At 72.0% G+C, this 25,898-nt stretch carries 21 protein-coding genes; 10 read left to right on the top strand and 11 right to left on the bottom strand.

Annotation, left to right across the window (positions count from 1 at the left end):
• Nucleotides 1-2 precede the first annotated feature (2 nt).
• Together AVL61_RS15055 and AVL61_RS18270 are read left to right on the top strand one after the other, a co-directional pair.
• Nucleotides 3-2,006 carry a flavin-containing monooxygenase gene (locus tag AVL61_RS15055; RefSeq protein WP_058875134.1) on the top strand — a complete coding sequence of 668 codons (2,004 nt, stop codon included), beginning with the start codon at nt 3-5 and terminating at the stop codon, nt 2,004-2,006.
• Entirely contained in the window at nt 2,003-3,421 is a 1,419-nt protein-coding gene (locus tag AVL61_RS18270; protein ID WP_058875133.1) for a carboxylesterase family protein, read from the top strand. The genes AVL61_RS15055 and AVL61_RS18270 overlap by 4 nt, the downstream gene beginning before the upstream one ends.
• Nucleotides 3,422-3,541: 120 nt before the next feature.
• Here the strand turns inward: AVL61_RS18270 and AVL61_RS15045 are convergent, their stop codons facing one another.
• The 4 genes from AVL61_RS15045 to AVL61_RS15030 form a co-directional block, all read right to left on the bottom strand.
• The gene (locus tag AVL61_RS15045; RefSeq protein ID WP_058875132.1) at nt 3,542-4,954 is read right to left on the bottom strand and encodes an MmgE/PrpD family protein; all 1,413 of its coding nucleotides are present in this window, start codon (nt 4,952-4,954) and stop codon (nt 3,542-3,544) included.
• Between the two features lies 1 nt (nt 4,955).
• A complete protein-coding gene (locus AVL61_RS15040; protein ID WP_058875131.1) occupies nt 4,956-6,398 on the bottom strand; it encodes an MFS transporter in 1,443 nt (480 codons plus the stop codon).
• 139 nt (nt 6,399-6,537) lie between these two features.
• Nucleotides 6,538-7,422 (bottom strand): VOC family protein, encoded by an 885-nt coding sequence (locus AVL61_RS15035; protein WP_058875130.1) that lies wholly within the window; start codon nt 7,420-7,422, stop codon nt 6,538-6,540.
• A 65-nt stretch (nt 7,423-7,487) separates the two neighbouring features.
• Nucleotides 7,488-8,969: a 4-hydroxyphenylacetate 3-hydroxylase N-terminal domain-containing protein gene (locus AVL61_RS15030; protein ID WP_058875129.1), complete on the bottom strand. Its 1,482-nt coding sequence runs from the start codon at nt 8,967-8,969 to the stop codon at nt 7,488-7,490.
• A gap of 207 nt (nt 8,970-9,176) precedes the next feature.
• Here AVL61_RS15030 and AVL61_RS15025 point away from each other — a divergent pair, with 207 nt between their 5' ends.
• Complete coding sequence (locus AVL61_RS15025) at nt 9,177-9,866, top strand: GntR family transcriptional regulator (protein WP_058875128.1); 690 nt, start codon at nt 9,177-9,179, stop codon at nt 9,864-9,866.
• Between the two features lie 28 nt (nt 9,867-9,894).
• On the opposite strand, the gene AVL61_RS15020 is transcribed toward AVL61_RS15025, so the two are convergent.
• Together AVL61_RS15020 and AVL61_RS15015 are read right to left on the bottom strand one after the other, a co-directional pair.
• Entirely contained in the window at nt 9,895-11,481 is a 1,587-nt protein-coding gene (locus tag AVL61_RS15020; RefSeq protein WP_058875127.1) for an FAD-binding oxidoreductase, read from the bottom strand.
• Between the two features lie 112 nt (nt 11,482-11,593).
• On the bottom strand, nt 11,594-12,925 hold the full coding sequence (locus AVL61_RS15015; RefSeq protein ID WP_058875126.1) for an LLM class flavin-dependent oxidoreductase: 1,332 nt from the start codon (nt 12,923-12,925) through the stop codon (nt 11,594-11,596).
• A 265-nt stretch (nt 12,926-13,190) separates the two neighbouring features.
• Between AVL61_RS15015 and AVL61_RS15010 the strand changes: the two genes are divergently transcribed.
• On the top strand, nt 13,191-14,093 hold the full coding sequence (locus AVL61_RS15010) for a fumarylacetoacetate hydrolase family protein (RefSeq protein WP_058875125.1): 903 nt from the start codon (nt 13,191-13,193) through the stop codon (nt 14,091-14,093).
• 126 nt (nt 14,094-14,219) lie between these two features.
• Here AVL61_RS15010 and AVL61_RS15005 read toward each other — a convergent pair whose 3' ends face one another.
• The gene (locus tag AVL61_RS15005) at nt 14,220-14,675 is read right to left on the bottom strand and encodes an Lrp/AsnC family transcriptional regulator (protein WP_058875124.1); all 456 of its coding nucleotides are present in this window, start codon (nt 14,673-14,675) and stop codon (nt 14,220-14,222) included.
• A gap of 124 nt (nt 14,676-14,799) precedes the next feature.
• On the opposite strand from AVL61_RS15005, the gene AVL61_RS15000 reads away from it, so the two are divergent.
• The 5 genes from AVL61_RS15000 to AVL61_RS14980 all read left to right on the top strand — a co-directional run bounded on the left by AVL61_RS15000 (nt 14,800) and on the right by AVL61_RS14980 (nt 21,198).
• Nucleotides 14,800-16,230, top strand: coding sequence for a DUF6421 family protein (locus tag AVL61_RS15000; protein WP_058875123.1), 1,431 nt, complete (start codon nt 14,800-14,802; stop codon nt 16,228-16,230).
• Nucleotides 16,231-16,233: 3 nt separating this feature from the next.
• Nucleotides 16,234-16,911 (top strand): SDR family NAD(P)-dependent oxidoreductase, encoded by a 678-nt coding sequence (locus tag AVL61_RS14995; RefSeq protein WP_058875122.1) that lies wholly within the window; start codon nt 16,234-16,236, stop codon nt 16,909-16,911.
• Nucleotides 16,912-17,985, top strand: a complete 1,074-nt coding sequence (locus AVL61_RS14990; protein WP_058875121.1) for a threonine aldolase family protein — start codon at nt 16,912-16,914, stop codon at nt 17,983-17,985.
• 212 nt (nt 17,986-18,197) lie between these two features.
• Complete coding sequence (locus AVL61_RS14985; RefSeq protein WP_082697209.1) at nt 18,198-19,619, top strand: NAD-dependent succinate-semialdehyde dehydrogenase; 1,422 nt, start codon at nt 18,198-18,200, stop codon at nt 19,617-19,619.
• Between the two features lie 76 nt (nt 19,620-19,695).
• Nucleotides 19,696-21,198, top strand: a complete 1,503-nt coding sequence (locus AVL61_RS14980) for an amino acid permease (protein ID WP_058875120.1) — start codon at nt 19,696-19,698, stop codon at nt 21,196-21,198.
• Between the two features lie 352 nt (nt 21,199-21,550).
• Here AVL61_RS14980 and AVL61_RS14975 read toward each other — a convergent pair whose 3' ends face one another.
• The 4 genes from AVL61_RS14975 to AVL61_RS14960 all read right to left on the bottom strand — a co-directional run bounded on the left by AVL61_RS14975 (nt 21,551) and on the right by AVL61_RS14960 (nt 24,938).
• Nucleotides 21,551-22,087: a ferritin gene (locus AVL61_RS14975; protein ID WP_058875119.1), complete on the bottom strand. Its 537-nt coding sequence runs from the start codon at nt 22,085-22,087 to the stop codon at nt 21,551-21,553.
• A gap of 280 nt (nt 22,088-22,367) precedes the next feature.
• Nucleotides 22,368-23,210: a sucrase ferredoxin gene (locus AVL61_RS14970; protein WP_082697220.1), complete on the bottom strand. Its 843-nt coding sequence runs from the start codon at nt 23,208-23,210 to the stop codon at nt 22,368-22,370.
• 64 nt (nt 23,211-23,274) lie between these two features.
• The gene (locus tag AVL61_RS14965; protein ID WP_058875117.1) at nt 23,275-24,480 is read right to left on the bottom strand and encodes a cupin domain-containing protein; all 1,206 of its coding nucleotides are present in this window, start codon (nt 24,478-24,480) and stop codon (nt 23,275-23,277) included.
• Nucleotides 24,481-24,482: 2 nt separating this feature from the next.
• A complete protein-coding gene (locus AVL61_RS14960) occupies nt 24,483-24,938 on the bottom strand; it encodes a BatC protein (protein ID WP_082697208.1) in 456 nt (151 codons plus the stop codon).
• A gap of 243 nt (nt 24,939-25,181) precedes the next feature.
• Here AVL61_RS14960 and AVL61_RS14955 point away from each other — a divergent pair, with 243 nt between their 5' ends.
• Nucleotides 25,182-25,895 (top strand): sulfite exporter TauE/SafE family protein, encoded by a 714-nt coding sequence (locus tag AVL61_RS14955; RefSeq protein ID WP_058875115.1) that lies wholly within the window; start codon nt 25,182-25,184, stop codon nt 25,893-25,895.
• Nucleotides 25,896-25,898 lie beyond the last annotated feature (3 nt).

The following is a 25,898-nucleotide window of genomic DNA, read 5'->3' as shown; positions in this document are numbered from 1 at the left end:
CGATGACCGCACTCAGCACCCCGCCGGCCACCCAGCCGACGCACGGCGACCTGTACTGGACCGACGAGTACCCGCAGATCACCGAGGACGACGAGACGCTCCGGCGGATGGTCGCCGGCGCGGAGGCACCCGTGCTGCTGGCCGCCCTGGCCACCGCGCTGCGGGACACCTCGATCCTCCCCCCGGAGCTGTCCCCGCCACTCCCGCCCATGGGCACGGCCCTGCAGCCGCACGGCGGCCTGACCTCCGAGCAGGTCGAGCAGGCCCAGGAGCTGGCGTTCGAGGGGCTGCGGAGGCTGCGCGACGAGGACGTCAGAACGCTGGAGCCGCTCACCCCCGAGCAGACGGACGCCCTCCTGAACTGGTTCACCGGAGGGCGCACGGAGCACGATGCCGGCTGGATGGGCCAGATGAAGCACGAGTTCGGCCTGGCACCGGACCGCAACGGCTCCCCGGACTGGCAGTACGAGGACTACCGGGCGGATCCGGGGGCCGAGCCCTTCGAGACGCTGATCGTGGGGGCCGGGATCTCCGGCATCGCCGCCGCCTACCGGCTCCAGGAGGCGGGCCTGCCCTACACCTGGATCGAGGCCTCGCACCGCGTGGGCGGCACGTGGTGGAAGAACCACTACCCCGGGGTGCGCCTGGACACCCCCACCTACGGCTACAGCTTCTCCTTCGCCCAGCGGGTGGACTGGCCGCACCAGTTCGCGCAGGGCCACGAGGTCCTCGACTACCTGGAGACCGTCGCCGAGCGGGCCGGGTTCGCCGAGCAGATCGAGCTGGACACCTCGCTGGTGCGGGCCGTCTGGGACGAGGACTCCGCCACCTGGGTGGCCACCACCCGCACCCGCGACGGCGAGGAGCAGGTCCGCCGCTACAACGCCGTCATCACCGGGGTGGGCCAGCTGGACCACCCGCACATCCCGGAGTGGCCGGGACAGGACTCCTTCCGCGGCGCGCAGATGCACTCCCAGGAGTGGGACCACGGTGTGGACCTCACCGGCAAGCGCGTCGCGGTGATCGGCACGGGCGCCAGCGCCTACCAGATCGTGCCGGCCATTGTGGGCGAGGTGGAGCAGCTGTACCTGTTCCAGCGCAGCGCCCCGTGGATGCTGCCCGCCCCCACCTACCACGACCCGATGTCCGAGACCGCCGACTGGCTGCACACCATGGTCCCCGGCTACGGGCAGCTGTTCCGGCTGTGGGTCACCGCCGGCGGCATCGACGGGCGGCTGCACATCGCCACCGCCGAGGAGGGCTGGGAAGGTGCTCCGCTGAGCGTCTCCCGCGCCAACGAGGAGTTCCGCCGGGCGATCATCCAGCGCATGGAGGAGCAGTACGAGGGCCGCCCGGACCTGCTGGAGAAGGCGATCCCCCAGTACCCGCCGTCGGCCAAGCGCATGCTGAGGGACAACGGCGTCTGGGCCGCGGCCCTGAGGTCCCCGCAGACCGAGGTGATCTCCGAGGGGCTGGAGTCCTTCACGCCCACCGGCCTGGTGACCGCGGACGGGCGGGAGCTCGACGTGGACGTGGTCATCTACGCCACCGGCTTCCGTCCTTCCGACTACCTGGACCCGATCGAGATCGTGGGCCGGGACGGCGTCGAGATCCACGACTACTGGGGCGGCGACGCCAAGGGCTTCGCCGGCATCACCGTGCCGAACTTCCCCAACTTCTTCATGCTGATGGGGCCCAACACCGGAGGCGTCGTGGCAGGCGGCCTGCACTTCATGATCGAGCGGGCCGCCGAGTACACGGTGGAGGCCGTCCGCCAGCTCCTCGAGCGCGACGCGCGGGCCCTGGTCCTCACGCAGGAGGCCCTGGACCGGCACATCGCCTGGGTGGACGCCGAGAACTCCCGCATGACCTGGGGACAGCCCTACGTGCGGACCTGGTACAAGAACCGCTTCAACCGCGTCTCCCAGGTGTGGCCCTTCCGGACCACCGAGTACTGGCGGATCACCCAGGCCGTCGAGGCGGACGACTACGAGTTCCTGCGGTGAGCGGGCCGGACGCCGGTGTCGACGTCGTCCTGCGCTACGCCGAGCCGGCGGAGCCCGGCGACCGGTTCGCCGAGGCCGTCCTCGTGGGCCGGGGGGACGGCGCACCGGCCGGCCCGGAGCGGCCATCGGCCTTCCCGCAGCGGCCCGGCGCCCTGAACGCCCTGCTGGGCGGTGCCAACGGCGAGGTCCCGCAGAGCGAGACCGCGTTCCAGGTCCGGGTCCAGGCCCCGCCCGGCGCCGAGGGGCTGCCCGTGGTGGTGTTCGTCCCCGGCGGCGGCTTCCTCTCCGGCACGGGCAACGCCCGCTGGTTCACCTCCCCTGCTCTGGTGCAGAACGGGCCTGTCGTCCTGGTGACCGTGAACTACCGGCTCGGCGTCCTGGGCCACCTCGGCCCGCGCGGGGACGCGCACGAGTCCCAGCGACCCCTGCGGGACCTGCTGCAGGCGCTGCGCTGGGTCAAGGACGAGATCGGTGCCTTCGGCGGGGACCCGGAGAACATCACCCTCGCCGGTGACTCCGCCGGCGCCTGGTACGGCTTCGCGCTGGCCGCGCACCCCGGGGCCTCCGGGCTGTTCCGACGCCTGGCGCTCGTCAGCCTTCCCTGGGAGCCCCCGCTGACCCCGGAGGCGCTGGAGGAGAGGTGGCGTCCGGCCGCCGCCGCCCTGGCCGGCGTCGGCGGACTGGCCCGGGCGCCGCTCGAGGCCGTCCTGGACGCCCAGGGGGACCTGGCCCGCGCCTTCGCCGGCCGGGGCATGGCCCTGATGCCCGCGGCCGGCGGACCCGTCGCCGAGGACCTGCACGACTACGGCACCTCGTCGGCGCGCCTGCACGTCGAGTCGCTGCTGCTGCTGTCCACCTCCGAGGAGGCCTCGGCCTTCCTCCGCGCCGCCCCGGACGAGGCGTTCCCACCGGGCGCCGTGGACGGCCACCTCCGGTCGCACTTCGCGGACCCCGCGGCCGCGGCGGCCTGGATCGACCGCAAGCGGCCCGGTGCCTCCGGCAAGGAGCGCATGGTCGAGGCGATGACGCTCCACCAGTTCCGGCTGGCCCACCTCGAGCTCGCGCACGCCGCGACCCGGGCCGGTCTGGGGGTCCACCTCGCCGGGTTCTCCGTGCAGAGCCCGCTGCCCGGTGCCGGCAGCCCGCACTGCATGCCGCTGCCCTTCCTCTTCGGCGACCGCCGCTGCTGGGAGGACGCCCCGATGCTGCACGGCCTCGACCCCGCCGTCTTCGACGGCACGGCGGGCGCGCTGCAGGAGTGGTTCCTCGGCTTCGTCCGCGACGGGCGGCCCCGGGCCGGCGGCCGCCCGGTCCCCGGCTTCGACCCGGCGGATCCCCGGCGCCTCGAGTTCGGCGGAGGCGCTCCGGACCTCCGGGCCCCGGACGAGGGGCACCTGGTCGCGCTGCGCTCCTGACGGAGCACCGCGCAGAGGGAGGGGGTGGGACCTGACGGTCCCACCCCCTCCCTCTGCGCTCGAACCTCTGCGCTCGAACCTTTGTGCTCGAGCCGGCACGAGAGCGCCGGCCCGGCGCCCTCAGCGCTCCGGCACGAAGCAGCTCGTCAGCGCGCCCACGTCCTCGAGGTCCTCGAGACGTGCCACCGTGGCCGCCGCCCGATCGGCGCGCGCGGCCGTGACCCGGCGGGAGAAGGCCGTGTTGAGCCGGTACTTCTCCAGGATCTGCTCCTCGGACAGCGGCGCGTGGTGGACGTCGCCGCGCGGGGCGTCCACCCGCTGCCGGCGGACGCTGCCGTCGGAGAGACGGACCTCGACCTCCGCCGTCAGCACCTCACGATCGTCGAGAGTGCCGCGGATCTCGGTGACGTCCAGGAGGGCCTGGACCCGGGGGTCGGCCATGGCCTGCGGCCCGAGGTGCTCCGGGCGGACCGTGCCGAAGACCAGTGCGGCCGCCGCCGTGTACTGGATGCTGAAGGCGGCGGAGACCTCGGGGCACTCCCCCGGGTCGAAGGGCCGACCCACGAAGCCGCCGGCCGTCCGGGGGGTCACGTGGACCACCACCTGCTCGATCCGTGCCGGGTCGACCCCGTCCTCCTCGAGCAGCCGCACGCAGGCGTCCAGCGAGGGGTGCGCGGCGCGGCAGCACGACCAGGGCTTGATCACGGCGTCCGCGTAGAACTCCTCCCCCAGGCGCTCGACCATCACCTCCGGATCGGGGTCCGCGCAGTAGGTCTGCAGGAACCCGAACCGGCCGCCCAGCGGGTCCTCCGGCCCGGTCACGCCCGCCGCGGCCATCTCGGCCGCGGTGATCGCGTTCCGTGCCGCGAAGGCCATGGGCAGCTTGAAGACGCCGGCCCCGTCGAAGATGCCGGCCACGGTGCCCGCGAGCTGGTTGACCGCGATGCCGACCGCGTGCCGGGTGCGGGTCTCGTCCAGTCCCATGAGCAGGCAGGCGACCACCGTGGCCCCCACGCCGTTGACGGTGCCCGTGTTGTCCTGGCCGGAGTAGACGTCGAAGCCCGAGCCGAACGCGAGCCGGGCGGCGATGTCCTCGCCCGCCAGCAGGGCCGTCAGGAGCTGCCGGCCGTCGGCCCGTTCGCGCTCCCCGACCGCCAGGGCGACGGGCACGGTCGTTCCGGTGATGTGCGCCGCGACCTGTCGCCGCCCCGGCCCCTCGGCGCCGACGGGCTCGAAGTCGAACGAGCGCATGAGGGCCGCGTTGAGCATCGCGGCGTGGTGTGCCGGGATCCTGCGCCCGTCCCCCAGGACGGGCGCGTCCTGGCGCCCGCCCCAGCCGACGACGGTCTCGACCAGCTGCTCCATGCCCTGGGCACGGTGGCCGGCAGCGATGTTGCCGAGGGCGTCGAGCATCCGGTGCCGGGCCCGTTCCAGCACGGCGGCGCCGAAGTCCTCGAACCGGACCCGGTGGGCGTGGTGGAGCAGACGGTCCGTGAGAGTGCCCTGTGCCGTGAGCTGTCCGTCGCCGCCCACCTCAGGCCTCGTCCCCGCGCGTCCCGTGACCCGCGCCCACGGTCTCCCGAGGGGCGCGGCGGGTGGCGATGCGCTTGGTGGCCTTGAAGCGGGCGCGCTCCAGGTGGGTGCTCTGCATCCCCTCCGCGCCCTCGGGGACGCGCCGGATGCAGACCAGGCCGGCCACGAGCACGGCGATCCAGAAGACGCCGACCAGCGGCAGACCGCCGGCGATCATCAGGCCCGTGACGATCATGGGCGTGAAGCCCGCCCCGAGCGTGGAGGCCAGCTGGTAGGACAGCGAGGCGCCGGTGTAGCGCACCCGCGGCGGGAACAGCTCGGAGATGAAGGCCCCGATCGGCCCGGCGAGGATGCCCTGGACCAGACCGTTGCCGATGAGGATCGCCGCGACGAACAGCCAGGGGCTGCCGCTCGTGAGCATCACCAGGATCGGCCAGGCGAGGACGATCCCGGCCACGGCACCGATCGTGAGCACGGTCCGGCGGCCGATGCGGTCGCTCATCCGGGCGGCCAGGAAGGAGACGGCCACGGTGACGATCGCCGCGACGCCCTTCCAGTTGAGCACCCACTCGCGGGCGATGCCGTTGTTGACGGCCTGCGCCACGCCCCAGGAGGTCAGGATGCCCTGGCAGGCGTAGAAGCCGAGGCTGGCGACCAGGGTCAGGCCCACGGTCTTGGAGTGGCGGGCCAGGATCTCGCCCAGCGGGGTCTTCCGGGTCTCCTTGACCTGCTCGGCCTCGGCGGCCAGCTGCTGGAACACCGGCGACTCGGCCACCTTGAGGCGGATCACCATGCCGATGACGATGAGCACGGCGCTCAGCAGGAACGGCACGCGCCAGCCCCACTCGAGGAACTGGTCACCGGTCAGGGCCGACGTCGCGGAGACCACCAGCGTGGCCAGCAGACCGCCCACCGGGCCGCCGGCGTTGGCGAAGGCCGCGGCGAACCCACGGCGGGAGGCGGGGGCGTGCTCCAGGGCCATGAGCGTGGCACCGCCCCACTCGCCGCCGACGGAGATCCCCTGCACCATGCGCAGGAGCACCAGGATCACCGGAGAGACCCAGCCGATCACGTCCGGGGTGGGCAGCAGGCCGATGGCGATCGTGGCGACGCCCATCATCATCATCGACACCACGAGCATCTGCTTGCGGCCCACCCGGTCGCCGAAGTGGCCGAAGACCAGACCACCCAGGGGCCGCGCCAGGTAGCCGGCGGCCAGGGTGCCGAAGGAGGCGAAGAGCGCCAGGGCCGGGTCGAGGTTCGCGAAGAAGACCTTGTCGAAGACGATGGCGGCCGCCGTCGCGTACAGGATGAAGTCGTAGTACTCGATGATCGAGCCCAGCATGCTGGACCCGAGCACTCGCCGGAGGTCCTTCGTGTTCAGGGTGTCGTTCGGGGTCGACGGATGGCCGCCGGCCCGGGAGGGCGGGTTCTGCTGATCCATGGTGCTCCAACTTCCGGGTGCCAGGGACACCGGGGCTTGCACGCCGCAACCGTCGGACCGGGAGGTCCGGCAGGGACGATGACGGCTGGCTGATATGAGGGGTGCTTCACGTCGTCGGGAGCACCGTTGTCAGGACGGGTCAGGCCGAGGTGAGGCGGCGCACCACAGGAGGAATGCCGAAGTCGCGGAAGTCCAGCGGACGGTAGTCGCTCCACATGTTCCACCAGTTGTCCTCGGCGCCCCAGACGATCGGCTCCCGGTTGTCGTCGTAGATCTGCTCCAGATCCGTGTACAGCTCCACGACCGCCCCCGAATGCTCGACATAGTATGCGGCGATGTTGTGACCTGCACCATGGCGCACGGGGCCCCAGATGAGGTCCCGGCCGACCTTGTTCAGCCGGTCCCCCAGCTTGGCCAGGTCCGCCACGGACTGCGTCTGCCACGCGTGGTGGTGGAACGTGCCCTTGCCGGGGAGCAGGGCAATCCCGTGGTGGTCCGGATTGCACCGCATGAAGTAGGCGTAGTCGTCACCGATCACGTCGGAGAGGCGGAAGTCCAGGACGCGCTGCAGGAACTGCATCATGGAGCGCGAGCTGCGGGGGTGGAAGTTGATGTGACCGTAGCGGTCCGGCCCGAACCCCTTCTGCGCGGCCACATCCGTCTGCCGGCCGACGGTGATCTCGAAGACGTACCCCTCGGGGCCGACGAAGCTGAAGCCGTCCTCCACCCCGGCGGTGCGGGGAAGCTCGGACAGGACCTCGAGGTTCTCGTCCTGGACCCGGCGGCGGATGGTCTTCAGGGCGTCGCCGTCGCGGGCCACCAGCCCGAGGGAGTCCACGCCGTTGACGTCCGACTCCCGGTAGACGAGTTCGTGGTGCACCTCACCGGCGGCCAGGTACACGGCATCGCCCGCCCGCTCGGTGACGCGCAGCCCGAGCAGCTGCGTCGCATCCCAGACGGAGGCGTCGAGGTCGGTGGTCTGGATGCCCACGTGCCCCATCTCGCTGATCAGTCCCCAGGACATATCTGCTTCCTCATTCCTCTCGTGGCCGGTGGCGCCCCGTGGCCCACCGGTCCGGTCCGCTGGGTTCAGTTGGCGACGGCGACCGGCTGCGGCACGGCCGAGCCGGCCTCGGGGATGCCGGCTTCCTCGAACAGCGCGCGGTACGCACCGGTCTCCCCCTTGGCCTGGGCCTTGCGGTGGTCGAGCCCCCGAGCCCGCCCCACCGAGCCGAGGTAGAAGCGCTCGTACAGCTCGTTGCGCGATCCCAGCGCGGACCCGGCGAAGTCCCACGCGGTGCGGAAGATCCGCGCCCGCTCCTGGGCGGAGATGCCCTGGGCTCCCGGCAGGTACTTCTCCACCAGCGGCCCCAGCCGGGGGTGGTCGAAGGCCGCCGCGGTCGGCGTGGCCAGCAGGTTGTGCGAGCCCAGGGTCTTGATGATGTCGTTCACCCGCGCCATCCAGATCGGCATCATGGTGCGCAGGGACGAGATGTCGTCGTGGCAGAACCAGGCACCCCCGCCCCAGTCCGAGGACTTCACCTCGGCGGAGTGGACCACGGCCCGGGCGATGCGCAGGTAGGAGTAGATCTCGCCCAGCAGCGCGGCCGTCTCGGGCTTGCTGTCCGTGCCGGTGGCCTTGGCCATCTGCACGCACAGGTCGTAGGCGAACTCCAGCTTCACGCAGGCCCGGACGGCGGTCTGCTGCTGGGTGTTGCCGGTGGCGGTGCCCCCGTTGAGCCGGTTGTAGACGTCGAGGTTGCCGTCGATGAAGACCCGGTGCCAGGGCACCAGGACGTCCTCGAAGATGACGACGGCGTCCTGCTCGTCGAAACGGGCCGAGAACGGCCGGTCCACGACCTCCATGTCGACCACGTAGGGATCCCGGCACACCGAGACCACCCCGGGGGTGCTGACCGGGATCGCGAAGGAGACGGCGTGGGCCTCGTCCCCCGGGCGGATCGGGGTGGCTGGGTACACGTAGAGCTCGTCGGCGATCGGGCCGAGGGTCGCGAGCATCTTGGCGCCGCGCACCACGAGGCCGTCGACGGTCCGGTCGACCACGCGCAGAGTCAGGTCCTCGTTGACGCCCTCGAACTCGCCGGTCGACTTGTCGATGGCCGCGTGCACGATGGTGTGGGTCAGCGCCAGGTCGCCGTCGATGACCTCGCGCTGGTAGGCCGCCAGGCGGTCGTGGAAGACGGGGTCGCCGTACTGCTCGAAGATGTCGCGACGAGCGACGTGGCCGGCCAGCACCACGTTCACGTAGTCCGGGGTGCGTCCCAGCATGCCGACGGAGTAGCGGGCGAGACGGTCGAAGGCCACGTGCCGGCGCTCGATGTCCTCCGCGCTGCGCGGCAGCAGGTGGGAGACGTTCATCTGCCCCCCGTCCGGGGCCGGCATGAGGACGTCCTCGGCATGGTCGTGCTGGTAGTCGAAGTAGCCGGCCATCCCCTCGATGGACCGCGCCAGCGCGGGGTGGGTGGTGATGTCGATCTGTTCGTCGCCCAGCCACACCTCGCGGCCGTCGTTCAGGCCGGCCTTGTACTGGACTCCAGTCCTGGCAGTCATCTCGTCTCCCATGGTTCGCTGTGGTGCATTTTGATCTACAAAATATTTTCTCTGCGCCGAGTCTACGATGAGGTTGTGATGCACGCAATAGTCGCGAGAAGCTCACAAGAGATGTTCCAGCGGAAGAATGCAAAACCTGAAGATCCAGCTGACGGATCGTTTCTCACCCACGGTGTACATGATCGACGCAGAACGTAGACTGATCGCATGGCCAAACGGACAGACGCAGAAACGCTCTCCAAGCACATCCGCGACGAGCTGCGCATCAACATGCTCAGCGGACAGTGGGCGCCGGGCGACCGCCTGCAGCTGAACCAGATCTCGGAGCAGTTCAACACGTCCTCCACGGTCGTCCGGGAGGCGCTCACGCGCCTGGCGGGCGAGCGGCTGGTGGTCCTGCGCCCCAACCGCGGCTTCTTCGTGCCCACCCTGTCCCTGGACGAGCTGCGGGACATCACCGAGCTGCGGTGCGTCAACGAGCAGTTCGGGGTCACCCTGGCCATCGAGCGCGGCGACCTGGCGTGGGAGGGCGAGCTCATGGCCGCGCACCACACGATGGAGCGCACACCCAGCCGGGACGAGGACAACCGGCTGACCGCCGAGTGGGCCGCCGCACACCAGGCGTTCCACGCCCAGCTGCTCGCCGCCTGCGGCATCCCGGCGCTGGTCGACCTGACGAACACGCTGTCCGACCTGGCGCAGCTCTACAACTGCTGGGCGACCTCTGCGACGAACTGGACCGGGCGGGACCTGTCCGCCGAGCACCAGGCCATTCTCGACGCCGCCCTGGCCCGTGACGCGGAGGCCGCCTCGAGCCTGCTGGCCGACCACTACCGGGGCACCTTGGAGGCGATCGCCACGCTCGGCGTGGAGGTGGGCCTGCCGGCGTCGGTTTGAGGACCGTCCGCCGGCAGGCCCGGCGGCCTCAGCCGCCGTCGCGGTACCGCGCGGGCCAGACCCCCTGCTTGCCCGGGGCCAGGATGCCGGCGGGATCCACGGCGTCCTTCAGCCGCTCCTGGAAGCGCCGGACGGCATGGTGGTTGAAGTCGAACCCCTCGGCGATGCGGTCCATGTAGTCCACATGGCTGCGGTAGGGCGCGTACCCGCGGCGACGGGCGGCGTCCAGCAGCCGGCCGTACAGCTCCCGGGCGCGGCCGAGCATCTCCTCGTTGTCGTTCTCGAAGTAGATCATGGTGACGTGCACCATGTGCCGGGGATACAGGTGGTAGCCGATGTACAGGTCGAAGCCGTACTCGGTGTACAGGTCCTTGACCTCCTGGTAGAAGTCCCAGACCTCTTCCCCGCGGGCCGGCAGGATCGGGGCGGCATCGATGTGCCCGCCGTTCTCGGCCATGTAGTTGATCGTGCCCAGGGGCTTGAGCGTGGGCACGCCGGCCATCTGGGTGCGGTCCTGGTCGGCGATGTCCGCGTAGGCGACGCGCGCGCCCTCGGACCCTTCGTAGAGCCGTGCGTTGACCGTGAAGCCCTCCAGGTCCGCGAACCGCTCCCGGATGATCTCCAGGCGGCGCTCGGCCAGGCCCTTGTCCCCGTAGATGCCGAACTTCGCGTTCCACTGGCCGATGCCCAGCTCCTGGCGGATCTCCTCGAGGCGCTCGGGCGGGATGGACCCCTCCCCCTGGTACCACCGGGACCGCGGGCCGTTCATGGTCACCGCCCGCACCACGTTGCCGCACAGCGCGTTGTTCTGGATGACGTCCTCGCGCCGCAGCTGGGTGAGGACGTCGATGAGCTTCGGCAGGTCCTCCTCCCGCTCGACGGTGACGTCACCGTTGACATAGACCTCCGGCCACGGCATCAGCCAGAGCCCGATGCTCGTCACGACCCCCAGGTTGGACTGGGTGAACAGCCCGTCGAGCGTGGGCCCGAAGCCGCCCTGGAAGATCGGTCCCAGATCGGTCCCGTCCATCGCGCCCATCCCGGTCCGCAGGAGTTCGCCGTCCGGCAGCACGACCTCCATGCCGCAGATCTGCTTGGCGTGGTCCCCCAGCGGGGTCATGCCGTAGCCGCGGTCGAGCGCATTGCCCAGGACGGAGCCCCAGCCCAGCGCCGGGACGGAGAGCCAGACCTTCAGTCCGCGCTCCTGGATGTGCTCGAACAGGTCGAAGAACGTCACCCCGGGCTCGATGACGGCGTAGCACAGCCGGTCGTCCACCTCGAGAATGCGGTTCATGCGCCCCAGATCGAGGGCGACCGTGCTCCGGTCCCGCGGTTCCGGCCCGCCGTACCCGAGGTTCTTGCCACAGGAGAACGTCCACAGCGGGGTTCCGGTCTCGTTGGCGAGCCGGACCAGGGCCTGCACCTCTGCAGTGTTCGCGGGGCGCACCCCGGGCCAGGGCGACCGGCCGGGCTGCAGCGGATAGGGGTCGCGGTAGCCCTCCTCGACCTCCGGGCGGATCACGTGCTCGGCCCCGACGATGCTCTCGGCCCGGCGCAGGAAGTCCTCCCGCGCGGTCTCGACGTCGAGGCCGCGCCCCACGGACAGTTCAGTCATTGTCATACCTCTCTCAGCTTGGTGGACGGGCCGGGACTGCGTCGGCCGGGCTCCGCAGCGGGCAGGTCCGGGTGCGTGGTGCGGCTGCGCCGCACCGGCCGGGCAGCAGCCCTCAGGCCGGCAGGAGCGACGTGGAGACCTCGGGCAGGCCCAGGTTCTCCCGGAACGTGGCGCCCTCGTACTCGGCACGGAAGTACCCGCGGTCCTGCAGCTCGGGGACGAGCTTGTCGCAGATCAGCCGGAAGCCGCCCGGGTTGAAGGGCGAGTTCAGGTTGAAGCCGTCACAGGCCTTGGACTCGAACCAGTCGACCATCCGGTCGGCGACCTGGGAGGGAGTCCCCGCCATCCACTGGTGGCCGGTGGAACGGGCGAGGTCCACGATCAGCTCGCGCAGGGTCATCCCCATCTCCACGGACTTCGTCCGGTAGATCTTGTAGCGGCTGCCGTAGGCGTCGTCGTCGCGGAACCACTCCGCCGGGATGCGCTCGTCGTAGTCCAGCTCGGACAGGTCCATGCGCAGGTCGGCACCGACCTGCGCCCGTCCGTTCTCCAGGTGCACGTGGCGGCCCAGCTCGTCGGCGAGCTCGCGGGCCTCCGCCTCGGTGTCACCGATGATCGGCAGGATGCCCGGGACGATCTTGACGTGGTCCGGGTTGCGCCCCTTGTCCTTGGCCATCTGCTTGAACGCGGCGTAGAACTCGATCGAGCGCCCCTTGTCGGGCTGCGCGGTGTAGATCATGTCGCCGACCGAGGAGCCCAGGTCCATGCCGGGGCCGGAAGACCCTGCCTGCGCGAGCACGGGGTGCCGCTGCGGGCTGGTGGGCATGTTCAGCGGCCCCTGGACGCGGAAGAACTCCCCTTCGTGGTCGATCGGGTGCAGGCGGTGCCGGTCGAGGTACTCCCCGGAGCCGCGGTCCACGATCACCGCACCGTCGTCCCAGGAGTCCCAGAGGCGTTGCACCACGTCGACGAACTCGGTGGCCCGGCGGTAGCGGGTCGCGGGATCCGGCGCCTCCTCGATCCCGTAGTTCTGGAAGCCGTCGGAGGAGGTCACGATGTTCCAGCCGGCACGGCCGCCCGACATGTGGTCGAGGCCGCAGAGCTGCCGGGCCACGTTGTAGGGCTCCGAGAACGAGGTGGAGATCGTGCCCACCAGACCGATGTGCTTCGTCCGCGCGGCGAGCGCCGACAGCACCGTGACCGGCTCGTAGAAGCCGTTCATCTTGATGTCCCCGCGCAGCAGCGTGTTGGCGTGCACCACGTCCCCGAAGAAGACGGCGTCCAGCTTCGCCGCCTCGGCCATCTGGGTGAGTTCGAGGACGAAGTCGAGGTTGCCCAGCTCCTCCGCCCTGCTGCCGTCCATGCGCCAGCTGTCCTTGTGGTACCCCGCAGGGAGCATGAAGGTCGTCAGAATCATGTGCTGGGCCGGCTTGGAAGTGCTCATCAGCGCTCGTCCTTTCCAAAGAGTCGAACCCGTCCCGGCGTCGAGCGGGAACGGAGTGGCGCGGGGCTACTGAGATCGTCATCACACAGCATGTCCCACCGGACGACATTTTTCCAGCTTTCGCGCACAATCGAACTGAGAATATTTTCTGCTTGCCAAATATGCGCCGGCCTGGTTAGCGTGAGACCCACGTCACCGCGCGGCACCACGCCCTTCCCGAGGACGGTGCGAGGACGCACGCCACCCGACTCGATGGGAGAACTCTGTGAACTACGTCAGCTTTTCGGCCCCGAACGGCAGCGCCACCTGGGGCGTGGCCGCCCGAGGCGCCGTGCACGACCTCGGCCCCTCCGGCAAGGCCCTGGCCCCCTCGCTCCACGCGGCAGTGGTCGAGGGACTCTTCGGCCGGCTCACCCCCGCCGATCTGGAGGGCGCCCCCACGCACGCCGAGGAGGACGTCACGTTCCTGCCCTGCCTGACCGAGCCCGGGAAGATCATCTGCATCGGCGTCAACTACCGGACCCATCAGGAGGAGTCCGGCAAGACGGGCCAGACGGCACCGACGGTCTTCACCCGGTTCCCGGACACGCAGATGGGCCACCTCGCGCCGGCGGTCAAGCCCGCCTCCACCGGGAAGTTCGACTACGAGGGCGAGATGGCCCTGGTGATCGGGAAGGAGGCGTGGCACGTGGCCCCGGAGGACGCCTTCGACCACGTCGCCGGGTACGCCAACTACAACGACTTCTCGGTGCGCGACTGGCAGAAGGCCGCCAGCCAGTGGATCCCCGGGAAGAACTTCCCGGCCACCGGCGCGTTCGGCCCCTACCTGGTCCCGGCCTCGGACGTGGGCGACGTCCGCGAGCTGACGCTCGAGACCCGCGTCAACGGCGAGGTCCGCCAGCACGCCTCGGTCGCCGACCTGTACTTCGACATCCCCACGCTGATCAGCTACGTCACCGGGTTCACCCGCCTGCGCCCCGGCGACGTCATCGTCACGGGCACCCCCGGCGGAGTCGGTCTGTTCTGGGGTGAGGACGGACTGCTGAACGCGGGCGACGAGGTCGAGGTCGAGGTGACCGGCCTGGGCGTGCTGCGCAACACCGTGGTGGACGAGTCCGCCGCGGAGCCGGCCGCACAGAGCGCCGACTCCCTGGCGCACGCCGGCTGAGACCGGGAGCAGCGGACAGGCTCGAACAGAGCGGCGGCCGTCCGGCCCTGGCGTCCTTCGACGACGCGAGAGCCGGACGGCCGCCGCTCTGCCATGCCCGCCCGCGCAGCGGTCGCGCCTGCGGCGTCAGGACCCCGCGGCGGGGAGCATCGGCCGGTGCTCGTAGAAGGACTGCAGCACCACGGTGGTGCGGGTGTTGACGGAGGCCACGTGGCGCACCTCGTTGACGAGCGCCTCGAGCGCCTTCGGCGAGGCGACCCGGACGAACAGCATGTAGGCGGCGTCCCCGGCCACCGAGTGGCAGGCCTCGATCGCCGTGATCGACTGCAGGAGCTCGGGGGCGTTGTCGGGCTGGCGGGGATCGAGCGGGGTGAGCTCGATGAAGGCCGCGAGCGGCTTGCCGATGGCCTCGGGGTCGAGGATCGCCTGGTAGCCGGTGATCACGCCGCTGCTCTCGAGCTTGCGCAGGCGCGCCTGCACGGCCGAGACCGAGAGGCCCACGCGTTCGGACAGCTGGGCCAGGGTGGCACGAGGGTCGTGGGACACCTCGGTGGCCAGTCGCACGTCCATGGGATCGTCCATGGGCTGAACGCTATCAGCCGATCGTGCCGAGGGTGTTGACACCCCCCTGAGCTCATGTGAATATTCCTGTGTGTGACCGGCATCACCGGAAAATTTCCGTTGACTTCACGACAGGAGGGTTTCAATGTCCACGTCTCTGCAGGCGGTTCAGGCCATCATCGGCGAGCCTGAGGTCGTCGAGGACGCCCGCACCGTGGAGTCGAGCCCCGCCTGGCTCCGGCTGAGGTCGGCGGCCACCGCCCTGCAGGCCCTGCAGGTCAAGGACGGGTCGATCCCCGATCCCGCCGACCACGCAGCGGCGCGCGAGCAGGTCGGGGTGATCGTGGAGTCGATCGCCGAGCTCGCCCCTCTGTTCCCGCACGACGCGGCGTACCTGGCGGCGCTGCCCGGCGACTTCGCGCGCTGGGCGGACGGCGGCTTCGGGGAGCCGGACTTCCTCGACTCCCTCGTCGAGTTCCACCCGCAGCGCCACCGCGTCGACGGCATCCGGCACCTCGTCGTGTTCCCGATGTACACCCAGAACGGCTCGGCGAACCGGCACGTCGAGGCCCTGCTCGTGGAGGCGATCTGGCCGGAGTTCATCGCCGAGCTCGAGGCCGGGGACTACGGCAACAAGGCGTTCGTGTCCCTGCGGCTGATCGACTTCACCCCGGGCTACGACTCGAACTCGGCGGTGCTGTTCCCCGAGACGGTCGCCGTGCGGGAGATCCCGGCCTTCACCTGGGGCGCGATCTTCCAGGACCGCGAGGCGGCGCGCTACCGCCGCGTGGTCACCGCGGCCGCCGGCATCACCAGGCTGGACCTGCCCGAGGACGCCGCGGCGCTGCTCGCCGACCAGGACCTCGCCGAGAAGACGTTCGTGATGTGGGACATCATCCACGACCGCACGCACATGCGCGGGGACCTGCCGTTCGACCCCTTCATGATCAAGCAGCGGATGCCGTTCTTCCTGTACTCCCTGGAGGAGCTGCGCTGCGACCTGACCGCGTTCCGGGAGTCGGTCACGATCGAGCGGGCGCTCACGGCGCGCAGCGCGGCCGGCGAGGAGCTCACCGAGACGGAGGAGCAGACCCGCCGGCACGGGAAGCTCGTGCAGTACGCGGTGATCTTCGACCGGATCTTCCGGTTCGCCCTCACCGGGTCGCGGGTGCGCAACTACGACGGGCTGGGCGGTCAGCTGCTGTTCGCCTGGCTCCACCGCAAGCACGTCCTGCAGTGGCGCGACGTCGAGCTCAGTTTCGACTGGGAGCGGGTCGCCGACGCGGTCGTCGAGCTCGGCGAGGCGATCGACCAGCTGTACTGGGAGTCGATCGACCGGCCGAAGACCGTGCACTGGATGAAGGCGTACGAGCTGATCGCCTCCGTCGTGCCCCCGAACCCCGCGTCGACGTGGGCGGAGGGTCTCCCCCGCGAGGTGCTGGCCGGCCCGCCCAAGGGCTACACGGACCTGGTGCTGGACGACGAGTTCCCGCTGTCGATGTTCTTCGAGGCGCTCGACAAGAAGCTGAAGGGCGTCATCGCCTCGACCACCGGCATCCGCGCCACGGACGTCTGAGCGATGACCGACCTGACCGGCCGCACCGTGCTGATCGCGGGCGCCACCAGTGCGTCCGGCCTGGCGGCGACGCGTGCCCTGACCTCGGCCGGGGCGCACGTCGTCGCCACGGGGCGCCACCCGGACAAGCTCGCTCCCCTCGCAGCGCTGGGGGCGGACACGGAGACGGTGGACCTCGCGGACGAGCGCGCCGTGCGCGAGCTCCTCGTCCGGCTGCACGACCGCGGCTCGTCGCTCGACGGGCTGCTCCACCTCGTCGGCGGCTGGCGCGGCGGCGGCGGGCTCGCCGGGCAGACGGAGGAGGACTACCGCGCGCTGGAGTCCTCCTTCACCGCGCTGCGGCACCTGAGCCGCGCCGTCGACGACGACCTGCGGGCCTCCCCGGCCGGCCGGCTGGCGATCGTGTCCTCGACCGCGGTCGAGCGCCCGCTGGCCGGCGGCGCCAACTACGCCGCCGTGAAGGCCGCGAGCGAGGCGTGGACCCGGGCGGTGGCGCAGGGCTGGGCGAAGGCCGCCCGCGAGGCCGGCGAGCCGCTGCGCGCCGCCGCGGTGATCTTCCGGGTGAAGGCCCTGGCCGGCCTGGAGGACCGCCTCGCGGCCGCCTACGCCGGGCTGTGGGCCGCAGAGGCCCCGGAGCTCAACGACTCGATCATCGAGATCCAGGAACAGGTGAGGAACTGAATGAAGAAGATCCATGACGACCGGCTGCGGGGATTCGCCTCGGACAACTACTCCGGGGTCCACCCGGAGGTGCTGGAGGCGCTGGCCGAGGCCAACGGCGGCCACCAGGTCGCCTACGGCGGTGACGAGTACACGGCACGGCTGCAGGACGTGATCGGGCAGCACTTCGGCGAGGGCGCCTCGGTGTGGCCGATGTTCAACGGCACGGGCGCCAACGTGGTCGGGCTGCAGTCGATGCTCCCGCGCTGGGGCGCGGTGATCTGCGCGGACACGGCGCACATCCACGTCGACGAGGGCGGTGCGCCCGAGAAGTCCGCCGGCATCAAGCTCCTCCCCGTCCCCACGGGGAACGGCAAGCTCACGCCCGAGCTGATGGCGGCGGAGGCCTGGGGCTGGGGGGACGAGCACCGCGCCCAGCCGCTCGTCGTCTACATCACCCAGTCCACCGAGCTCGGCACCCTCTACACGCCGGAGGAGATCCGGGCCGTCACGGACTACGCGCACGCCCACGGCATGTCCGTCTTCCTGGACGGGGCCCGGCTCTCGAACGCGGCGGCCGCCCTGGGGCTGCCCCTGCGCGCGTTCACCACCGACGTGGGCGTCGACGTGCTCTCCCTGGGCGGCACGAAGAACGGGGCGCTGGGTGCCGAGGCCCTGGTGGTCCTGAACGAGGCCGCGTCCCAGGGCCTGGTCTACCTGCGGAAGAACCAGATGCAGCTGGCCTCGAAGATGCGGTTCGTCTCCGCCCAGCTGCTCGCGCTGCTGGACGGGGACCTGTACCTGCGCACCGCGGGCCACGCGAACGCGATGGCCCGGCGCCTGCGCGACGGCATCGAGGCGGGCATCGCCGACGGGTCGCTGCGCGGCATCGCCTTCACGCAGGAGACCCAGGTGAACTCCGTCTTCGCGACCCTCCCCGCCGGCCTCGCGGACCGGCTGCGCCGGCGGTTCCGGTTCTACGACTGGGACCCCGCCACGGGCGAGGTCCGCTGGGTGTGCAGCTTCGACACCACCGAGGAGGACGTCGACGCGTTCCTGGCCGCCCTGCGGTCCGAGCTCGCCCCGGTCGGCTGACCCCGGCGGGCACCCGCCCGCTCCGCGACACCGTGCCCGCGGGGGCAGTTCCCTGCCCCCGCCGGCCGAGCACGCCCTCGTCCGTCCGGCGAGCCTGCGCACCCGCAGCCCGTGCTCTCCCCTGCTCCGCACCAGGAGCCTCCCACCCGTGCCTGCGCCCGTCCCTGCTCGACCCCGCGCCCGCACCCGCCCCTGCCCGAAGGAGACCCACCGTGACCGCCACTTCCGCCCTGCGCGCCCGCGCCGGCACCGACCGGCCCGCCTACCGCAGCATCGACCCCGCCACCGGTCAGCTCGTGACCGAGGTCCCCACCGCCACGGACACCGAGGTCCAGGAGGCGCTCGCCGCCGCTGACGCCGCCTTCCGAGACTGGCGCTCCCGTCCGATCGAGGAGCGGGCCGCCGTGGCCGCCCGGGTCGGGGAGCTGTTCGCCGAGCGCGCCGACGAGCTGGCCGTCATCGCCACCCAGGAGATGGGCAAGCCGGTCTCCGAGGCCCGCGAGGAGGCGCAGTTCTGCGCCGAGATCTTCGGCTACTTCGCCGAGCACGGCCCGGCCCTCGCCGCCGACCAGGCCCTGCCCACCCCGCACGGGTCGGGGCGGGCCGTGATCCAGCGGCGCCCGGTCGGGGTGCTGCTGGGGATCATGCCGTGGAACTACCCGTACTACCAGGTGGCCCGCTTCGCCGCCCCCAATCTCGTGCTGGGCAACACGATCCTGCTCAAGCACGCCGAGTCCTGCCCGCGCTCGGCCGTGGCCCTCCAGCAGCTGATGGACGACGCCGGCGTGCCCGCCGGGGTGTACACGAACCTCTTCGCCTCCCACGCCCAGATCGAGGACGTCATCGCCGACCCCCGCGTCCAGGGCGTGTCCCTGACCGGCTCCGAGCGGGCCGGGGCGGCGGTCGGGTCGCTCGCCGGGCGGCACCTGAAGAAGGCCGTGCTGGAGCTGGGCGGGTCCGACCCCTACGTGGTGCTCGACACCGACGACGTCGCCGCCTCCGCCCGTGCGGCCTTCGCGACCCGGATGGGCAACACCGGCCAGGCCTGCAACTCCAACAAACGCATGATCGTCACCGCCGGGATCTTCGACGAGTTCGTGGCCGAGCTGACCCGCCTGGCCGCCGCGCTGGTGCCCGGCGACCCCGCCGTCGAGGCCGACGGCACCTACGCCCCGATGGCCTCCCGCGCCGCCGCCGAGCACCTGGCCGGCCGGCTCCGCGAGGCCGTGGAGGCCGGGGCGACCCTGCACACCGGCGGGACCCTCGCCGCGGGTCCCGGGGCCTACCTGGCCCCGGCCGTGCTCACCGGCGTCACCCCGGGCATGGCCGCCCACCACCAGGAGCTCTTCGGCCCCGTCGCGGTGGTCTACCGGGTGGCCGACGACGACGAGGCGCTGACCCTGGCCAACGACACCCCCTACGGCCTCGGCGGGGCGGTCTTCAGCACCGACCCCGCGCGCGCCCGGCGGGTCGCCGAGCAGCTGGAGTGCGGGATGGCCAACGTCAACGCCGCCGAGGCCGAGGGCGCCGGGATGCCCTTCGGCGGGGTCAAGCGCTCCGGCTACGGCCGCGAGCTCGGCCCGCTCGGCATGGACGAGTTCGTCAACAAGCGCCTGCTCTACATCAACGACTGACCCGGGCCGGGGCGGTCGGACACCGCCCCGGCCTCCCCCCGGCGTGCAGACCCGCCACCTCCGAGGAAAGGTTCCCGTGGACACCATCGCACCGCCCCAGACGACCGCCCCGAACAGACCGGGAGCACCGACTCCCGCAGAGACGCACGCACGGCTGCGCCGCAGCCTCAAGCCCCGCCACCTGACCATGATCGCGATGGGCGGGGCCATCGGCACCGGCCTGTTCGTGGCCTCGGGCAACACCATCGCCACCGCCGGGCCGGGCGGGGCGCTGCTGGCCTACGTGGCCATCGGCTTCATGGTCTTCCTGCTCATGCAGTCCCTGGGCGAGATGGCCACCTACCTGCCCGTCTCGGGCGCCTTCGAGGAGTACTCCACCCGCTTCGTGAGCCCCTCCTTCGGCTTCGCCATCGGCTGGAACTACTGGTACAACTGGGCGATCACCGTGGCCGCCGAGCTCGTGGCCGCCGCCCTGATCATGCGCTACTGGCTGCCCGACGTGCCGTCCTGGATCTGGTCGGCGCTGTTCCTGGCGATCCTCTTCGGCCTCAACGCCCTGTCCACCCGCGCCTACGGTGAGAGCGAGTTCTGGTTCTCCCTCATCAAGGTCGCCACCATCGTGATCTTCCTCGTCCTGGGCGTGCTCATGATCGTGGGCATCCTCGGCGGCTCCTCCCCCGGCTTCGAGAACTGGACCACCGGGGACGCCCCGTTCGTCGGAGGCGGGGCCGGGATCCTCGCGATCTTCATGGTGGCCGGCTTCTCCTTCCAGGGCACCGAGCTCGTCGGTGTCGCCGCCGGCGAGGCCGAGAACCCGGAGAAGAACGTGCCCCGGGCCATCCGCACCGTGTTCGTGCGGATCCTGCTCTTCTACGTCGGGGCCATCACCATCGTGGGGTTCCTCATTCCCTACACCAGCCCCTACCTGCTGGGCAGCGGCGTGGAGGACATCTCGATCTCCCCCTTCACCCTGGTCTTCGAGAACGCCGGGGTGCTGGCGGCGGCCTCGGTGATGAACGCGGTGATCCTCACCGCGATCCTCTCGGCCGGCAACTCGGGGCTCTACGCCTCCACCCGCATGCTCTGGGCGCTGGCCGAGGGCGGCAAGGCCCCGAAGTTCCTGGCGAAGGTCAACCGCCGCGGCGTGCCCATGAACGCGCTGCTGGCCACCACCGTGGTGGGGGCCGCCTGCTTCCTCACCACCCTGATCGGCGACGGCGCGGCCTACGTGTGGCTGGTCAGCGCCTCCGGGCTGGCGGGGTTCATCGTGTGGATGGGCATCGCCTGGAGCCACTACCGCTTCCGCAAGGCCTACACCGCCCAGGGCCACGACCTCGCCGACCTCCCGTACCGCGCGAAGTTCTTCCCGCTCGGGCCCATGATCGCCCTGGTCCTGTGCGCCGTGGTGATCCTGGGGCAGAACTACCAGGCCGTCATCGGGGACATCGACCTCCTCGCGGCCCTGTCGGCCTACATCGGCCTGCCCCTGTTCCTGGCCCTGTGGCTCGGCCACCGCCTGGTGACGGGTTCCACGATGGTCCGCTACGAGGACGCCGACCTCACCCGCGCCACCGACTGACCTGCCCTCCCGCCGAGTCCCCACGCTCCGGGCCAGCGCTCCCGCCGAGCCCCCAGAGACCGGGCGGCCTTTCCGCCGAGTCCCCAGGCTCCGGGCCAGCACCCCCGCCGAGTTCCCAGGCTCCGGGCCAGCACCCCCGCCGAGCCCCCAGAGACCGAGCGCCCCTTTCGTCGAGTCCCCAGTCCTGTCGCGTATCCCCAGGTTTGATCGTGGGGAAACGCGACAGGACTGGGGACTCGCCGCATCGGGCGAGTGGGGCGTGGGGGCTCGGCGGAGGAATCAGCGAGGGAGAGCGGGAGGGCAGGAGAGCAGGAGAGAGCCCGGGAAACAGGGCGCGGGGGCTGCTGCCGGCTCAGACGGCCCCGCCGGCGGCCTCCGGGGCGCCCGAGCCGTGGCCGTGCCCGCCATCGCCGACGTGCTCCCGGGCCACGAAGTTCTCGAGGTCGAAGAGGTTCTCGGCCCGGCGCGCGACGTTCACCAGGGTGGTCATGGAGGCGACCTCCTCGACCTGCTCCTTCAGGAACCAGAGCATGAACTGCTCCCCCAGCGCGTCCCCCTCGGCCCGGGCGGCGGCGAACAGCGCCTTGATCTGCTCGGTGACCTCCTGCTCCTGGGACAGCGCCAGGGCCAGGGGCTCACGGACGTCGGCGAAGTCGTTGCGCACCTCCCCGACCCCCGGGACGGTCAGGGGCAGGTCCCGGTCCAGGATGTACTGGACGATCATCATGGCGTGGTTGCGCTCCTCCAGGGACTGCCGGTAGAAGTGCCGGGCCAGCTGGGGAAGGTCCTGGCCGTCGAACCAGACCGCCACGGCGATGTACTGGTGGGAGGCGGCGAACTCGTGGCCCACTTGGCGGGTGAGCAGGTCGTTGAAGGACTCGGGGGCCATCGGGATCTCCTGACATCGGCGGGGCCACAGGGGTGACGACGTGCCGGCCGCTCCACCGGTGCGAGCCTGGGCGGATCAGCGGGAACGGTCGCCGAGGGTGGGAGTTCGAGCCTAGCGCGGTGGCGCCGCCGGGTGAAGGCCGGTCACCGGGGACGTCCCACGACACCGCGGTCCGCATCGTCCCCGGCCACGGGCACCGGCACCGGCACGGCCACCGCCCCCGGCCACGGGCACGGGCACGGGCACGGGCAGAGTGCCATGCCCTCGCTCGCCCCGTCCGTCAGACCGCGCGGATCGAGGTGAGCTCGTAGACCCTGGCCGAGCTCGTCGCCGCGCCGCGGCAGGTCAGCTGGTGCGGCGGGGCGGATCCGGCCTGCAGTTCGACGTCGATGCGGTCCGGCCGGGGCGGGCGGCCGGTGAGACGGATCCGCCAGCGATCGCCGTCGCGGAGGGTCTCGGCCACCGTGTAGTCGTGCCGGCCGGCCGGGCCGAAGCGTTCGAGCGCGGCGGCGACGGCGGCCTGCTGCGGCGGGAAGAGGTCGGTGTACCCGCGCAGGTGCTCCGCGGAGATCCGGTCGGCGAGGTGCTCCTCGACCGTGGTCACGGAGGACTCCGCGTCGAGCCCTCCGTAGTAGACGCCGTCGGGGACGACGACGACGTTGGCGGCGAACCGGTCACCGCCGACGTGCGAGCACTCCCAGACCAGCTCCGGCCAGCGCTCGCTCAGGGCCTCCCCCACGGGGCGACCGCGCACGGCGCAGCAGGGGTCGTGCTGACTGTGCGCGCAGACCAGGAGGACCGGCGGACCGCCGGTCTCGCCGGGGCAGTCCAGCGCTGCGGCGATCTCCGTCAGGTCCTCGTCGCGGCGCCACGTTCCCCAGTGCTGACGGCTGGCGCCGGAGCCGTCGTGGCGCAGCACGGCCCACCGGGTGGGGCCCTCCTCGTGCCGGCGGCGGCCGTGGCGCCGGATCAGGAGGATCCGGGCCTGTGCCGCCTGCGCGGCGGAGAACACGCGGGCCTTGGTCTCCGGCTCGAGCTCGAGACCGTCGAACCCGTTGACCGGCCAGCCGCCCCGGTGCTCGATGAGGACCCAGGCCAGGCCGCGCGGGGCCGTGCCCGCCATCGGGTCGCCGCGCACCCGGGCGGCCTCGGCGCAGAAGAAGCGCTCCGCAGCAGTCACGGCGCCGTCACGGGGCGGCGGGAACGAGGACTCCCGCGCGCAGCAGTCGTTCGGCGAGCTCGACGCCGAGCTCACCGGCGGAGTGGACCTCGCCGTCGAGCAGGCACGAGACGGAGGGCAGATCGGCCTCCGGGAAGTCGAGCCACCCCACGCGCGTGCTCAGGCGCGAACCCTCCAGCCGTGCCTCCAGGGCACCGCGCAGCCGGACGGGGGACCCGAGGCCCAGGCCCTGGACCGCCGCGAGCTGGGCCAGCGGCCCCAGTGGCGCCGGGCGCCCCTGTCCTCGCCGGGTGCGGTGGAACCGGGGGGCGGGATCGGCCTCGGCGAGCGCGGCGACCAGGCGCTCCCGGACGGCGTCGAGCTCCCCGCCCGGCCCGTCGACGCCCAGGGGCAGGGACCGGCGCATCGCGGGGTCCTCGGCCAGCAGTGCCAGCGCCTCCTGGGCGAGCTGCTCGGCCAGGCCGTGGCGGGTCCAGGTGTGGATCCCGAGCGTGAGGTGGACGGAGACCGCCCCCTGGGCCTGGGCGGCGTGCAGCCAGCCGCGCGGCAGGTAGAGGGCGTCGCCGGGTTCGAGCACGACGTCGAGGTGTGCCTCGCCTCCCGCGGCCTCGGCCACGGCGGAGCGGTGGTCGGTCCAGGGCTGGTCCCGCAGCGGATCCGGGTGCACCGGCTCGTGCAGGACCCAGCGCTTCGTCCCCTCGATCTGCAGGACGAAGACGTCGTGGACGTCGTAGTGGTCGTCGAACCCGCGGTTCTGCGGCGGGGTGATGTAGGCGTTGGCCTGCACCGGATGCCCCAGCTCGCTGCTCAGCGCGGCGGTGAAGGCCCCGACCGGCTCCCACGTGCGGTGCAGGGCCTGCAGCACCAGCGTGGCGCCGTCGGCGAACCGGCGCCACAGCGCGGTGTCGTCGAGCTGGTCGGGAACGGTGGCGCCGACCCCGGCGGGCGAGGTGAAGGACGAGTCAGGGAACGTCGACCCGTCCTTGGCCACGCGCAGGAATGGCGTGCGCAGCCCGCGGCGGGAGATCAGCTCGTCGACGGCGTCGGCGGAGAACAGGTCGGCGAAGCCGCCCGCCCGGCGGGTGAGCAGCGGGGCCCGGCCCCAGACGTCACGGGCGAACCGCTCGCGGCCGACGTCGATCAGGCGGGTCTCCAGGACCCCGGCGCCGCTCCGGGCGCCGGGGTCCTGCCCGTCAGTGCGGACGGCTTCCACGCTCAGAGGCCTCGTGCTCCGGCTTCTCCGTCGGCGCCGCCGTCCGCGCCACCATCGGCACCGCCGTCCGCGCCACCGTCCTGCACGCCCGGAGTGCCGGCGGCTCCGCCGTCGGCCGGGCCCTCGGCACCGCCATCGGCGCCACCGTCCTGCACGCCCGGAGTGCCGGCGGCTCCGCCGTCGGCCGGACCTTCGGCACCACCATCGGCGCCACCGTCCTGCACGCCCGGAGTGCCGCTGGCTCCTCCGTCGGCCGGGCCCTCGGCACCACCGTCAGCGCCGCCGTCGGCACCGCCGTCGTGGACGCCCGGGGTGCCGGCCGCTCCGCCGTCGGCCGGGCCCTCGGCGCCGCTGTCCGCGCCACCGTCCGCGCCACCGTCGGAGACGCCCGGAGAGCCGAAGGCTCCGCCGTCGGCGGGACCTTCCTGCTGGTTCGGATCCTGCTGTGCATCAGTCATGCTGGCCTCCCAGATTCGGGTGACCGTGCCGTCACCGGCCGGTCACCAGGACGGGCGATCCTGGAGCGGCACCGCCCATCTCGAGGCTATCGGTGCGGCGCAGGTGAGGGAACAGTCGGCCCCCAGGTGATCCGGACGAGGACCGGCACGACGTGCGCCGCCTCCGCCAGGCGCACCATCTCCGGGCGGCCTGCGGAGGTGGAACAATGCACCCGTCCCCTGCTCGCGACCGGGAGGTGCGTCATGACCGGCCTGGAGCTCGCCGTCGTCGCGCTCGTGGTGAGCATCGCGTCCTGTCTGCAGGGCGCGATCGGCTTCGGCGTGGCCCTGCTCTCGGCCCCCGTGATCGCCCTGTTCGACCCCACCCTGCTGCCCGGTTCCCTCCTCCTGGTGGTCACCGGGCTCACCGCGCTCGGCGTGCTGCGGGACCGCGCCGCCGTGGACGTCAAGGACGCGGGCTGGGCCGTGGCGGGGCAGATCCCCGGCACCGTGGCGGGCGCCCTGCTGGTGGCCGCCCTGTCCGCCCGGACCCTGTCCCTCGTCCTGGCGAGCACCGTGCTGCTGGCCGTGCTGCTCAGCGTGTGCGGCTGGCGGCCGCGGCCCCGGCCCGCGGCCGTCGTCGTCGCCGGGGCGGCCTCCGGTCTGCTGGGGACGGCCACGTCCATCGGCGGCCCGCCCATGGCGCTCGTGTGGCACGGGTCCTCGCGCGCCCGGATGCGCGGCACCATGAGCGCCTTCTTCCTGGTCGGCGCCGTGATGGCCCTCGTGGCGCTGACCGTGGTGGGATCGATCGACCGCCGGACCGTGCTCTTCGCGGCCGCTCTGCTGCCGGCCATGGTCCTGGGCTTCGCGGTGTCCGGAGTGGTCAACGCGCGGATCAACCGGCGCATCGTCCGGCGGGTGGGCCTCGGCGCCTCCGCGCTGGGCGCCGTGCTGGTCCTGCTGCAGGCGCTCTGACGC

The sequence above is a fragment of the Kocuria rosea subsp. polaris genome (assembly GCF_001483755.1).
Classification (GTDB): Bacteria; Actinomycetota; Actinomycetes; order Actinomycetales; family Micrococcaceae; genus Kocuria; species Kocuria cellulosilytica.
This window is presented reverse-complemented; position numbering and strand designations above follow the sequence as displayed.